The sequence below is a fragment of the Marinitoga lauensis genome, assembly GCF_004135675.1.
GTDB lineage: Bacteria > Thermotogota > Thermotogae > Petrotogales > Petrotogaceae > Marinitoga > Marinitoga lauensis.
Genome location: NZ_QHLX01000004.1, coordinates 295,010 through 308,193, shown reverse-complemented (window position 1 = coordinate 308,193; position 13,184 = coordinate 295,010). Strand labels below are relative to the sequence as shown.

Sequence of the window (13,184 nt, the reverse complement as noted above, 5' to 3'; positions counted from 1 at the left end):
AGTAAGGAAGGATGAAGCTCCTTGACAAGTGAACAGAGACACCCAGCGGAAGTAAAACGAGAGTGAAGAGATCGAACTCGAAATCTTGGATGGAGGGTTTGATCCTGGCTCAGGGCGAACGCTGGCGGCGTGCTTAACACATGCAAGTCGAACGAGGAGGCTCTCTTCGGGAGTAGTACTAGTGGCGAACGGGTGAGTAACGCGTAGGAAAGTGTCCTCCAGACCGGGACAACCACTGGAAACGGTGGCTAATACCGGATGAGACCGAGAGGTGAAAGCGTGCCAAGGCATGGCTGGAGGAGCTGCCTGCGACCCATCAGGTAGTTGGTAGGGTAAGAGCCTACCAAGCCGACGACGGGTAGCCGGCGTGAGAGCGTGGCCGGCCACAGGGGACTGAGACACGGCCCCACTCCTACGGGAGGCAGCAGTGGGAATATTGGACAATGGGGAAACCCTGATCCAGCGACGCCGCGTGGAGGATGAAGTCCTTCGGGACGTAAACTCCTGAACTTATCGAACAATAAGGTGAGCAGGGAATGGCTGACTGATGAGGGTAGATAAGGAAAAGCCCCGGCTAACTACGTGCCAGCAGCCGCGGTAATACGTAGGGGCGAGCGTTGCCCGGAATCACTGGGCGTAAAGGGGTGTAGGCGGTCAATTAAGTCAGATGTAAAAGGTCCTGGCTCAACCAGGGAATGCGTCTGAAACTGATTGACTTGAGGTTACTAGAGGGAGACGGAATTACCTGTGTAGCGGTGAAATGCGTAGATACAGGTAAGAAGGCCGGTGGTGAAGACGGTCTCCTGGGGTAAACCTGACGCTGAGGCCGAAAGCTAGGGGAGCAAACCGGATTAGATACCCGGGTAGTCCTAGCCGTAAACGATGCCCACTAGGTGTGAGCGGTAGTACCGTTCGTGCTGAAGCTAAGGCGATAAGTGGGCCGCCTGGGGAGTACGTCCGCAAGGATGAAACTCAAAGGAATTGACGGGACCCGCACAAGCGGTGGAGCGTGTGGTTTAATTCGAAGCTAAGCGAAGGACCTTACCAGGGCTTGACATATAGGTGGTACCTACTAGAGATAGTAGGGACCCTGAACTTCGGTTTGGGGAGCCTATACAGGTGGTGCACGGCCGTCGTCAGCTCGTGCCGTGAGGTGTTGGGTTAAGTCCCGCAACGAGCGCAACCCTTGCCGTTAGTTGCCAGCACGTAAAGGTGGGAACCCTAACGGGACAGCCGCCGACGAGGCGGAGGAAGGAGGGATGACGTCAGGTAATCGTGCCCCTTATGTCCTGGGCGACACACGCGCTACAATGGTAGGGACAGAGGGCAGCGAGGCCGAAAGGTGGAGCGAATCCCAGAAACCCTACCCCAGTTCAGATTGTAGTCTGAAACCCGACTACATGAAGCCGGAATCGCTAGTAATCGCAGGTCAGCCACACTGCGGTGAATACGTTCCGGGTCTTGTACACACCGCCCGTCAAGCCACCCGAGTTGGAAACGCCCGAAGATGGCTAGGCTAACCGAAAGGAGGCCGGTTATTGAGGGTGGAGTCAGCGAGGGGGCTAAGTCGTAACAAGGTAGGTGTACCGGAAGGTGCGCCTGGATCACCTCCTTTCTAAGGAGAAGAAATGGGTGTCTCTGTTCAGTAGTGAAGGAGTTGGGCTCGTAGCTCAGGTGGTCAGAGCGCACGCCTGATAAGCGTGAGGTCGGTGGTTCGAGTCCACCCGGGCCCACCAGCTCATTGACAAGTGCATAGTGAAAGATAAGGTCAAGGTAAAAAGGGCTTACGGAGGATGCCTAGGCGACGGGAGGCGAAGAAGGACGTGGCAAGCTGCGAAAAGCCACGGGAGCTGCAAGCGAGCGTAGATCCGTGGATATCCGAATGGGGAACCCGAAGGCCAGCGAAAGCTGGGGCGAACCCGGGAAGGGAAACATCTTAGTACCCGGAGGAAAAGAAATCAAGAGAGATTCCCTGAGTAGTGGCGAGCGAAAGGGGAGGAGCCCAAACCAGTTAGGTGTAAAAGGGTGCTGCCGTTGCCTAACTGGGGTAGAGGGAAGTAATCGGAGCCGACAGCACGAGGCTCGGGATGGAAGTTTGTATAGCCGAATTGACTGGGAAGTCAAACCGGAGAGGGTGAAAGTCCCGTAGGCGAAATACAAACTAAGTCCTGGATTACTATCCCAAGTAGCGTGGGACACGAGGAATCCTGCGTGAATCAGGGTGGACCACCATCCAAGGCTAAATACTACCCGTCGACCGATAGCGGAAAAGTACCGTGAGGGAAAGGTGAAAAGGACCCGGGAGGGAGTGAAAGAGAACCTGAAACCGTAAGCCTACAAGAAGTGGGAGCTCTGAGAGGAGTGACCGCGTGCCTTTTGATTAATGTGCCCACGAATTGCATGCATTGGCGAGGATAAGCCGGGAGAGGTGGATCCGAAGTGAAAGCGAGCCTGAAGAGGGCGGATAGTCAATGTATGCAGACCCGAAGCCAGGTGAGCTATCCATGGCAGGGTGAAGTTGCGGTGAAACGCAATGGAGGCCCGAACCGGTATGCAGTGAAACGCATTCGGATGACCTGTGGATAGGGGTGAAAAGCCAACCGAACCTGGTGATAGCTGGATCTCCCCGAAACGTGTGTAGGCACGGCCTCAACTATTACTTACGGGGTAGAGCACTGATAGGCGTAGGGGGTAACCTCCGAAACTTGTCAAACTCCGAATACCGTAAGTAAAAGGTTGGGAGACAGACTGTGGGGAAAAGCTCCATGGTCGAGAGGGAAACAGCCCAGACCGCCAGCTAAGGGCTCGAAGGGATAGCTAAGTGTGAAAGGTAGTGGACTGCCAGAGACAGCCGGGATGTTGGCTTAGAAGCAGCCATCATTAAAAGAGTGCGTAACAGCTCACCGGTTGAGGCGGACTGCGCCGAAAATGTAAGGAGGCTGAAGCTATACTCCGAAGCTGCGGAATCTGCGGATTGGTAGGGGAGCATTGTGCAGTAGGGAGAAGGTAAATCGTGAGGTTTACTGGACGAAGCACAAGAGCGGATGTGGGCATGAGTAACGAGAGGAAGGTGAGAATCCTTCCCCCGAAAGCCCAAGGGTACCTGGGAAGGGTCGTCCGCCCAGGGTAAGCCGGGACCTAAGGTGAATCCGAAAGGAGTAACCGATGGAAAACAGGTAAAGAATCCTGTGCCATATCTATACTGCTATGATAAGAGGGGTGACGCAGAAGGTGAAGCCTCGTGAGCAAGTGGCACGCTCATCCAAGCGCAAAGGTCGAAGAAGCTGGTAGGTAAATCCGCCGGTGGAGGCTGAAGCGTGATGGGGAGGACGTAGGTCCAACGAGGTCACAGCCATGCTGCCAAGAAAAACCTCGCTTATCGGTATAGATATGCCCGTTCCGAAAACCGACACAGGTGGGCGAGCTGAGAAGGCTAAGGGGAGCAGGCTAACCTCCGCTAAGGAACTCGGCAAAATAGCCCGTAACTTCGGAGAAGGGGTGCTCTCTGGTGTGGTTAATACTGCATTGGGGAGTCGCAGTGACAAGGTCCAGGCGACTGTTTACCAAAAACACAGGACTCTGCGAACTCGAAAAGAGGACGTATAGGGTCTGACGCCTGCCCAGTGCCGGAAGGTTAAGGGGAGTGCTGAGAGGTACGAACCGAAGCCCGGTAAACGGCGGCCGTAACTATAACGGTCCTAAGGTAGCGAAATTCCTTGTCGGGTAAGTTCCGACCTGCATGAATGGCGTAACGATTTGGACACTGTCTCAGCGGAGGGCCTGGTGAAATTACAGACTGGGTGAAGATGCCCAGTACCCGCAGTTAGACGGAAAGACCCCGTGGAGTTTTACTGTAGCCTGACATTGTAACTTGTCATGTTGTGTACAGGATAGGTGGGAGGCGGAGAAACCTGCTCGCAAGGGTAGGTGGAGCCGACGGTGGGATACCACCCTCAGCATGATGGGTTACTAACCATTGATTGTGAAGAGCAATGATGGGACAGTGTTAGGTGGGCAGTTTGACTGGGGCGGTCGCCTCCTAAAGAGTAACGGAGGTGCGCGAAGGTAGGCTCATGTGGGTTGGAAATCCACAGGAGAGTGTAAAGGCAAAAGCCTGCCTGACTGCGAGACTGACAGGTCGAGCAGGGTGGAAACACGGTCTTAGTGACCCGGCGGATCCGAGTGGAAGGGCCGTCGATCAACGGATAAAAGTTACCCCGGGGATAACAGGCTTATCGCGCTCAAGAGTTCATATCGACGGCGCGGATTGGCACCTCGATGTCGACTCATCGCATCCTGGGGCTGAAGTAGGTCCCAAGGGTTGGGCTGTTCGCCCATTAAAGCGGTACGTGAGTTGGGTTCAGAACGTCGTGAGACAGTTCGGTCCCTATCTGCTGCGGGCGTAGGAAACTTGAGGGGGTCACACCTAGTACGAGAGGACCGGTGTGAGGGTACCGCTAGTGAATCAGCTGTTCCGCCAGGAGCAGGAGCTGAGTAGCTATGTACCTGACCGATAACCGCTGAAAGCATCTAAGCGGGAAACGGGCCCCGAGATGAGGTTTCCCACTCTTAGGAGGTAAGGGCAGTTCGAGACTAGGACGTAGATAGGCCGGAGGTGTAAGTACAGTGATGTATTGAGCCGACCGGTACTAATAGCCCGAGGCCTTGACCTTATTAAGTAACTATGCACATGTGAATGAGTTTGAGGGGTGCAGATACCAGATATGGAAACACGCGGATCCATGCCGAACCCGACCGTTAAGCATATCTGGGCCGATGGTAGTATGGGAAATCCATGCGAGAGTAGGTAGCGCCCCTCTTTTTATTCCCCCAGTCATTTTTGACTGGGGGTTTTTATTTTATGCTAATTTTTTTATTCCATTTATAATTTATTTCCTTCATTATATTTATTAATTATCTTAAACCTTTCGCTGAGCGAAAGGTTTAAAGTTTTTTTTTTATTTTATTATTAAAATACTTTTCCTAAACCCTTTGCGAGCAAAAACAGCTCTACGAGCAGAGACAGCTCTGCGAGCAGCAAGAGGATAAAAGATAATAATATAAAAAAATTTATTAATTATTTCATAATTAAAAAAAGCAGCCTTTTTGGCTGCTTTTTTTGTTTATGATAGCATATGTGTTGCATGTTAAGTGAGTATTATTTATATTCTATTTCATTATAAAGTTAAACTCTATAATGTTTTTACCTTCAGGTGTTTTTGATGAAACAGCGCTGGCCAAACCACCAAATTCTCCTCCTGCCTTTGACAGCAATTTGGCGATTTTAAGGGAAATGGAACGGTAGAATGCGGGTTTGAGGCGTGTATTTTTCAGGAAGTCGAAAAATTGTGTGGCTAACTTTTGTTACAGAGAATTAACTATAATTAGTAATATATTAGTCCTTTTGGTGGTATAATATATATGACAACCACTGAAAGGAGATGTTTTAAAATGTATCCTAAAATATCAAAAGTGAAAGGAAAAAGATATTTAAGGATAATGGAAAGCAAAAGAGAAAATGGAAAAGTGAAACAGCATACAGTAATAAATTTTGGAAATATAGATAAGTATAGTAAAAAAGATATAACAAAACTTGTAGATAGTCTTTTTAAAATATTTGAAATAGATGAATATGAAAAATAGAAGATGATTTAATGGAAGAAATAGCAAGAAGAAATTACGGAGCCAAAGTAATAGTAAATAAGATATTTGAAAGATATGAGATGAAAAGATATTTTGAAAGACTGGATAAAGAAATAAAATACAATGCAGAAGAAATGTTAAAAATAATGGTGATGAATAGAATAGTAGAACCGAAGAGTAAATTGGGAATATTTAATAATTTAGAGTATTTTGGATATAACAAAGTGGAAGTTAAAAAGAAAAAGACCTGGAAGAAAAAGATGTAATGTTGCACTGGTTATACAGAACATTGGATATATTAGCAGATAATAAAGAGTCGATAGAAAAACATATGTATAATCAAAGGATAAGTTTGTTTAATACAACGGTAGATTTAGTATTTTACGATGTAACAACATTAGCGTTTGAAACACAACAAACAAATGAAATATTACAAATGGATATTCAAAGGATAAGAAATTTAATGAGTCGCAAGTAGTATTAGGGATGTCAATAGATCAGGATAGAATGCCAGTTAGTTTTGATATATATGCAGGAAATACATTTGAAGGGCATACATTTAAAGATTCAATAGAAAAAATGAAAAAAGAATATCAATTAGGAAAAGTAATAGTAGTAGCAGATAGAGGAATGATGAGTAAAAAAATATAGAAGTAGTAGAAAATTCTAATTATGAATTCATAGTAGGAAAATCAATAAAACAGTTAAAAAAGTAAATATATTTGAAGGAGAATTCATAGAAATAGCAAAAGGAATAAAATATAGAGAAGTAGAATATGAAAATAAAAGATTACTCATAATATATTCAGAAGAAAGAGCCAAAAAAGACAGAGCAGATAGACTACGATTAATAGAAAAAGCGAAAAAAATGTTAGAAGAAGGAAATATAGATTCAAAAAGTAAAAGAGGAGCGAAAAAATATTTAAAAGAACAGAACAAACAAAATTATATATTGGACATAGAAAAAATAGAAAATGATGAAAAATACGATGGATACTATGGAATAATAACAAACACAAAACTATCTCCAAAAGAAATATTAGAACAATATCATACATTATGGAAAGTAGAAGAAACATTCAGAACATTAAAAAATTATCTTGAAACAAGACCGGTATTTCATTGGACACCGAAAAGAATAAAAGGACATATTGTAATGAGTTTCATATCTTACATAATTCAAAGAACATTAGAATTAGAACTGGAAAAAAATAATATTGAATACTCTCATGAAAAAATAAGAGAAGCTATAAAAAAAATGGAATACTCTGAAATAAGATTAAAAGACAAATTATTTGCATTAAGAGCCAATTTAAACGATTTTCAAAAAGCCATATTAAAAACATTAAAAATAGAAAAACCGAAAAAAATGATGGAATTAGATGAATTTAAAAAAATAATCTCCTAAAACACGCATGAAAAGCCAAAAAGGAGGAGGTGTGTGGCTAATTTCTCTTTTATAAAAAGTTAACAATAGCTATTTTTTTGAATAATTCTACTTTTTAGAATTTTGTTGATAATAATAGTGTCAAACTCAGGAAAAAAAGCAGCCTTTTTGGCTGCTTTTTTTGTTTATGATAGCATATGTGTTGCATGTTAAGTGAGTATTATTTATATTCTATTTCATTATAAAGTTAAACTCTATAATGTTTTTACCTTCAGGTGTTTTTGATGAAACAGCGCTGGCCAAACCACCAAATTCTCCTTCCAATCCTTCTACTCCAAAATAATCTTTTAAAAACGAAATAATAGGTTTCAAATCAAAGAAGAATATGCCAGCATTAGGTTCTGGTATTTTGGATTTTAGTTCGTTATATAATAAATTTTCGGATAAATTTTTTGATGATTTTACATATTCATCTAATTTATTTTTATCAAAATTTGAAATGTACAATATATCAGAAATTTTCCAGAAATATAATGAAACTGTTTTGTCCTTTATAGTATCAGATATTTTTATATAATCTTTTCCTAATTTTTCCTTTTTTATATTTTCTGGAAATAGTTTTTCTATTTCGTCTAAAGAACTTTTAGTTTTTATTTTTAATCTCATTGCCGCATCAGATTTAATATCTCCAGTTTCTTCATCTGTAGATAAAAGCACTGTTCCGTCTGTTCTGCCCATTCAGATTTTTCCAATATTGAAGTTATCAGGTTTGCAGGTAAATCAATTCCAAATTTACTCAAATCAATAGAAAAGTTTTTAGGTATATAATTTGTTTTTGAATAATATAAACCAAAGAATTTTGCATTATTAATATCAATTTTAGCAGGCTTTATTTCATTATCAACTAATAAATTAAATTTACTGTATAGATATCCATCTTTAATATGTGAGAAACCATATCCTTTTAATGTGCTGGTATTTATTTCTTCATAAATTCCAATTTCATTATATCTTTTTTGTGGAATGAAATTTAATTTAGATTTTTCATAGGCTTCTTTATTTGTGGTTATTACTAAATAATCCTGTAAATCACTTTTTTTAACGATATAACTAAATTTGATATTTGTCTCTTCTTCAGGGATTAGTGTGTTAATAACTTTACTAATAATTTCTATGTATTTATTACCATCGTTTAATGGACCAAGAATAATTCCGAAATCATATTCATTGTCTTTTGGTTCGATAATGAATATCCCGATATTTTTTTCAAAACCGGAATAAACTTCCTCACTTTTCATATCTAAAGATTGAATATATGCATCGATTAATCCTGTAATTAATGTTTCAGCATAGGTTGGATCATCTAAAATCTTTCCAAATGCTGGGACAGTTTTTAGATCATTATATACTGTTTTTGCATTATTTAAAACTATTACAGCTTTCGAATTTTGAGGAATTACCTCATAGATATTTGCGAAAGCTGATAATGATAATACTAAAATCAAAAGTAATAACAATAATCCTTTTTTCATAATACACCTCCAGATAAAATTTTTCATAATTATTATATCATAAATTTAATAATTATATCGCATCATAAATTAATTAAAAATAAAAACCATTCAGCAAAACACTGAATGGTCTAGATGACTTATAAAATAATTGGAAACTTATTTTTGATTATAAGCTTTTAAAATTTCATTTATAAGTGGTTTCAGATTATTTTTGGCTATGGTTATCGAGTATTGATCAATGAGCATTTCTTTAAACCACTTTTCTGTCTTTGATTTTGGCAATAAATCACTTTTAAAAACATCTGAGTTATACATATCTTTGAATACTTTTGAAAAAACAGAACCAACTAATTCAGCAGCGACTTCTTCTTTTTTTATATTATTATAGTTTTTAGGAGCACCATAAAATGAAACAGAAGAAATCATTTACATCACCACCAGGTCAGCATATAAATATCCAGCAGCTGAAAGATTTTGAATAATAGCTATAACATCCTGTGGCGTTGCACCAGCAGCCTTTAATGCATTGACTAAATTATAAATTGTAGCTTCATTGTCTCCAACTTTTCCATTATCAACCGAAATAACAAAATTTCCATAATTAATAGTAAAATCAGCAACCTTCACCTTTCCACCAAAAACAATTGTTCCAGTTTTTTCATTTATTACTATTTTTGCTTTTGAATCAGGATCAATTTCAACCTCTTCTATGAGTGCAAGGAATGAAATTAAATCATCTGAAAATACATCAGGTATTTTTATTCTTATTGATGATGGATCTACAGCTTTAGCAAGTTTTTGACCAAACTGAGCATTTATAGATAATGCAGTCCTTGCAGCTGTAGTAATGTCAGGATTTCTAAGTAATACAGTAACCGTATTATTAGAAACAATGGAAGAATGAATTTCATTTTCTACAATAGCTCCCTGTGGAATAACTCCAGAAACCTTATTTCTTTTCTGAAGATTAGCTGTTGTACTAACTTCAGCACCACCAGTTAAAACGCTTCCCTGAGCTACAGCGTATACCTGTCCATCGGCGCCGTATAATGGAGTTTGAATTAAAAACCCACCTTCTAAACTTTTTGAGTCACCCGCAGCAGTAACAACTACGTCCAGTTTCATACCTTCTTTATAAAATGCAGGAATGTCAGCAAAAACAAAAACAACAGCAGAATTTTTTGTTGAAAAAGAATTTTGTAAATTTATATTAAGATTTTTCATCATATTTGTTAAAAGTTCAGAAGTTACTTTTCCGGAATCGCCTGTGCCGTTTAAACCGGTAACGACACCTATTCCAAATAATTGGTTATCTCTCGCACCTCTAAAATATGCAATATCTTTAAGTCTAACTGCAGAAAAGGCAGATATAGTAAAAACAATTAATAAAAACAATAAAAATCCCTTTTTCACATTAACCACTCCTTAGAAAAATATATTGGAAATTCCGGATAATAACCATGCAAGCCATGTTTTATTATTTGGATCCTTTTGTAAATCCGTATTACCCTGATACCATATTTTAGCTTCTGCTAAATTTTTTGAATCAATAATTCCATTTTTAATATTAGAAGGACTGGCATATCCTTCTATTATCATTATTTTTTTCTGTGAATCAACCTTAAATTCCTTTTCACCATGAATTTTTATTATACCATTTTCTAGAACTTTAATAACTCTGGCAGATACATAAAGATTTACATTGGCTTTACTTTGTGAAGAAGATTTTTTGTTAGAAACTTTAATATTTTCTGGTTTATTTGCACCTAATGGAAAAAATTTCATTAAATCTATATTTCCTATAGTGTTGAAGATTGCACCGACTGTTCCCATTACTCCAGAAAAAGGATCTGGATTATTATCGGATAAACTCAAAGAAGGATTTTCCGAAACGGATACTGTAATAATATCTCCAATTGAATAATGTTTTTCTGGAGCAGAAAGAAGATTTTTTGTTTTAGCTTTTTTCCATAAAGAATCGCTATACCCAATAGTCAGGAATAGTAAAACTATAAAAAAAATAGAAATCCTTTTCATTTTACTGTACCTCCTATGTTTATTATCATTTTCGGTCCGGGAAATAATTTTCCATTTATCAAAACACCAGTTTTTTTATTTTTTGCCATAATAATTTCACCAATAATGGCGTCATTTAAAACTTTTACCCAGGATAAGATTTTTACACCGTCGTAGTAAACTTCAACAGGAATAACCTGTCCTGCTTTTACATCAGGTATTTTTTTTACTGCATTATTATATATTATTTCTCCTTTTCGTATTGTTCGGTTTGCCATGAATTTTAATAAATTTTGTTCTTCTGTTTTTAAAGTTTCCATATTTAAAGAGTAAATATCAACTAATTTTTTTTCTAATAAATTATTATTTAATGGTGTTTTATAAGGTATATTTTCTTTTGCTACATAAACATAGTCAAAATTAGACACATTTGCTTTAAAGGATATATATTTTCTCAAATTTTTATCGTCTAATACCAGAAAATTACCATAAACATTGTTCATTGAACGTCTATAATCCAGGTTTAAAATGGTGGAAATTTCTGTATCTTTCATATATTTACTTATTTCAAATGTATTTATAGTAGCTTTTCGGGTATCTTCCAACAGAGTATTTTCAAAGTATTTTTCTAAATAAGCTTCAGTATTAGAATTTGAAGGATTTTTAGTTAAATTTGCACCAGATGGTTTATAAGTAATTGTAATTGTTGTTGATTCAAAAGTGATATCATCAAAGTTTGTTGTGGATAATATTATATTTTTTAAAGTAGATGAGTCATATGTTAAATGATTTCCTGTAAAAAATGCCAAAGTTCTGTCGTTTTTTATATCTGGAAATATATCTTTTAAAGAGAAGATTTTATCATATGAAATCAAAGTTGCTGGAATAGTAATATTTGAAAATAAATTTATATAAAAAAGTATTATAAAAATAAAAAAACAGAATCTTTTCATCAAATCACCACACTTATCAATCTATTTAATTTTTCGATTAAATAGTAGCAAAATCCTTAAAATAAAAAGCCCTCTTTTGAGGGCTATTTTGTTGGTTCAACATATAAGGTTTTAAAATTGTTGTATAATACCATACCCGGTTTTGCTCCTTTTGGTTTCCATACATGTTTTTTTTGTGTATAATCCACAGATACCTTTGAAGAATATCTTCCTTTAGAATACTTGGCAGCCAATGAAGCAGCAAATATTAACACATCTTCAGGAATTTCCTGCTTATTGGTTTTAATAATAACATGTGCCCCGGGAATTCCCTGAGCGTGCAACCATATATCTTCTCTATCTGCTTCTCTTGTAATTTTGTCATTTTGTATATTATTCTTGCCAACAAGTATCTTATAATCCTTATAATTAAATTCATAGGGTTTTGAGAGTATCTTTTTTCTCTTTTTCTTTTTTTGATTATCATGAATAATCTTCTCTTCTATCATTTCTTCTTTGATTTCTGTGAGTGTTTCGATATCTTCTACTAAATCTATACTCTGCCATAATTGATAAAGATAATCTATCATTTCCTTTGTGATTTTAAGACGTTTTTTTAGATGTTCTTCCTTTGATTTAAGTTTATGCACTTTTTTAAATATCATTTGTAGATTTTCATTTGGTGTTTTTAATGGGTTTAATTTTATAGTAACCTTTTTTCCGGTTTCCCAGTCATCAACAGTTACGGAATCTGTTTTGTTTTGAAATTGATATAGATATGCCTGTAATAAACGTCCCTGCTTTTCCAACTCAGGAATTTTTTTAATCTCTTTTTCTTCGGACTTTAGTTTTTTATATAGTTTTTCATACTTTTCAATCTCTTTTATTACAATTTTCTCAAGTTTCTTTTTTAATTCAGAGAAACGGGAATTAATACTTTGAGTTTCAAAAAAATTAAGTAATCCCTTAGATGGAGATTCAAACATAATACTTTCATAATTTACCGGTCTAAAGGCTAAAATCTCCTTTTTTCCATCATAATCAAAAGTATATACATTTATGTTATCCATAAACTCAGAAATAAAAGACATATAATCATATTTTTCAATATATTCATAAAATAATTTCTTGCTCAATTTAGAAAATCCCATTAATTGTTGTTCAATATCAAAATCAAACGTTTCATGTTTTAATATATTAACATATTCTTCTTTAAAGAAAGGGATATATTCCGCTCCTGGCATTATACTCCTTTGAGGGTTATTCCTTTTTTTAAAGCATCCAGTATCTTATTATTTTCATCTACAAGTAAAATATTTGAATTCCTTCCCATTAATTCAAAGTATAATCTGTAATTTCTTAAATCAAATGTTTCGTCTATTACTGATAATTCTATATAACCCACTCTATCAAGACCAAGTTGTTCGATTTTCACTATTTTTGCATTTTTAATCCTTTTTCGTAAAAACATGGAAAAGTTTTGTGGTGTATCTGGCATGTTTGGTTTTGTATCTAAACTTATTAAATATGATGGATTTTTAAGGACAAATAACAAAAATCCATTTTGAAGTTGAAGCAAAACCTCATCATGTACAGGTTGATATATATTCCTTATCTTTTGTCCTTTAAAGCTTTTTGCTTCTCTAATCAATTTATTTAAAAGCAATCCATCAATAGGCATATTATTCCTCC

The 13,184-nt window shown here is 37.5% G+C and carries 9 protein-coding genes, 1 tRNA gene, 3 rRNA genes and 1 pseudogene; 6 read left to right on the top strand and 8 right to left on the bottom strand.

Annotated elements, in window-relative coordinates:
* Positions 1-86: 86 nt before the first annotated feature.
* The 6 genes and pseudogenes from DJ007_RS08850 to DJ007_RS20810 all read left to right on the top strand — a co-directional run.
* Positions 87-1,615, top strand: a 16S ribosomal RNA gene (locus DJ007_RS08850).
* A gap of 44 nt (positions 1,616-1,659) precedes the next feature.
* Positions 1,660-1,736 (top strand) — tRNA-Ile (locus DJ007_RS08845).
* A 30-nt stretch (positions 1,737-1,766) separates the two neighbouring features.
* Positions 1,767-4,673, top strand: a 23S ribosomal RNA gene (locus tag DJ007_RS08840).
* Positions 4,674-4,705: 32 nt separating this feature from the next.
* Positions 4,706-4,819: ribosomal RNA gene (gene rrf, locus DJ007_RS08835) — 5S ribosomal RNA — on the top strand.
* Together the 16S, 23S and 5S rRNA genes with 1 tRNA gene alongside form the textbook arrangement of a ribosomal RNA operon.
* A 602-nt stretch (positions 4,820-5,421) precedes the next feature.
* The gene (locus DJ007_RS08830) at positions 5,422-5,643 is read left to right on the top strand and encodes an IS1634 family transposase N-terminal domain-related protein (protein WP_129409028.1); all 222 of its coding nucleotides are present in this window, start codon (positions 5,422-5,424) and stop codon (positions 5,641-5,643) included.
* A 26-nt stretch (positions 5,644-5,669) separates the two neighbouring features.
* Positions 5,670-7,051, top strand: a pseudogene (locus DJ007_RS20810) (IS1634 family transposase); the annotation flags it as partial.
* A gap of 210 nt (positions 7,052-7,261) precedes the next feature.
* On the opposite strand, the gene DJ007_RS08810 reads toward DJ007_RS20810, so the two are convergent.
* From DJ007_RS08810 to DJ007_RS08775, 8 genes are all read right to left on the bottom strand, one after another.
* Positions 7,262-7,696: a hypothetical protein gene (locus DJ007_RS08810; protein WP_206076261.1), complete on the bottom strand. Its 435-nt coding sequence runs from the start codon at positions 7,694-7,696 to the stop codon at positions 7,262-7,264.
* Positions 7,693-8,562, bottom strand: a complete 870-nt coding sequence (locus DJ007_RS08805) for a hypothetical protein (protein ID WP_129409256.1) — start codon at positions 8,560-8,562, stop codon at positions 7,693-7,695. The genes DJ007_RS08810 and DJ007_RS08805 overlap by 4 nt, the downstream gene beginning before the upstream one ends.
* Before the next feature lie 138 nt (positions 8,563-8,700).
* Positions 8,701-8,970, bottom strand: a complete 270-nt coding sequence (locus tag DJ007_RS08800) for a rod-binding protein (protein WP_129409255.1) — start codon at positions 8,968-8,970, stop codon at positions 8,701-8,703.
* Positions 8,971-9,957, bottom strand: coding sequence for a flagellar basal body P-ring protein FlgI (locus tag DJ007_RS08795; protein WP_129409254.1), 987 nt, complete (start codon positions 9,955-9,957; stop codon positions 8,971-8,973).
* Between the two features lie 12 nt (positions 9,958-9,969).
* Complete coding sequence (locus tag DJ007_RS08790) at positions 9,970-10,581, bottom strand: flagellar basal body L-ring protein FlgH (protein ID WP_129409253.1); 612 nt, start codon at positions 10,579-10,581, stop codon at positions 9,970-9,972.
* Positions 10,578-11,513 (bottom strand): flagellar basal body P-ring formation chaperone FlgA, encoded by a 936-nt coding sequence (gene flgA, locus DJ007_RS08785; RefSeq protein WP_129409252.1) that lies wholly within the window; start codon positions 11,511-11,513, stop codon positions 10,578-10,580. Before flgA ends, DJ007_RS08790 begins: the two co-directional genes overlap by 4 nt.
* A gap of 83 nt (positions 11,514-11,596) precedes the next feature.
* Positions 11,597-12,736, bottom strand: coding sequence for an Rqc2 family fibronectin-binding protein (locus tag DJ007_RS08780; protein ID WP_129409251.1), 1,140 nt, complete (start codon positions 12,734-12,736; stop codon positions 11,597-11,599).
* The gene (locus DJ007_RS08775) at positions 12,736-13,173 is read right to left on the bottom strand and encodes an NFACT family protein (RefSeq protein WP_129409250.1); all 438 of its coding nucleotides are present in this window, start codon (positions 13,171-13,173) and stop codon (positions 12,736-12,738) included. The genes DJ007_RS08780 and DJ007_RS08775 overlap by 1 nt, the downstream gene beginning before the upstream one ends.
* Positions 13,174-13,184: the final 11 nt, after the last annotated feature.

Bases quoted from the DNA above. Each gene is read 5' to 3' on its own strand.
- DJ007_RS08830 (WP_129409028.1), top strand. From the start codon at position 5,422: ATGACAACCACTGAAAGGAGATGTTTTAAAATGTATCCTAAAATATCA.
- DJ007_RS08810 (WP_206076261.1), bottom strand. From the start codon at position 7,696: ATGAGATTAAAAATAAAAACTAAAAGTTCTTTAGACGAAATAGAAAAA.
- DJ007_RS08805 (WP_129409256.1), bottom strand. From the start codon at position 8,562: ATGAAAAAAGGATTATTGTTATTACTTTTGATTTTAGTATTATCATTA.
- DJ007_RS08800 (WP_129409255.1), bottom strand. From the start codon at position 8,970: ATGATTTCTTCTGTTTCATTTTATGGTGCTCCTAAAAACTATAATAAT.
- DJ007_RS08790 (WP_129409253.1), bottom strand. From the start codon at position 10,581: ATGAAAAGGATTTCTATTTTTTTTATAGTTTTACTATTCCTGACTATT.
- flgA (WP_129409252.1), bottom strand. From the start codon at position 11,513: ATGAAAAGATTCTGTTTTTTTATTTTTATAATACTTTTTTATATAAAT.
- DJ007_RS08780 (WP_129409251.1), bottom strand. From the start codon at position 12,736: ATGCCAGGAGCGGAATATATCCCTTTCTTTAAAGAAGAATATGTTAAT.
- DJ007_RS08775 (WP_129409250.1), bottom strand. From the start codon at position 13,173: ATGCCTATTGATGGATTGCTTTTAAATAAATTGATTAGAGAAGCAAAA.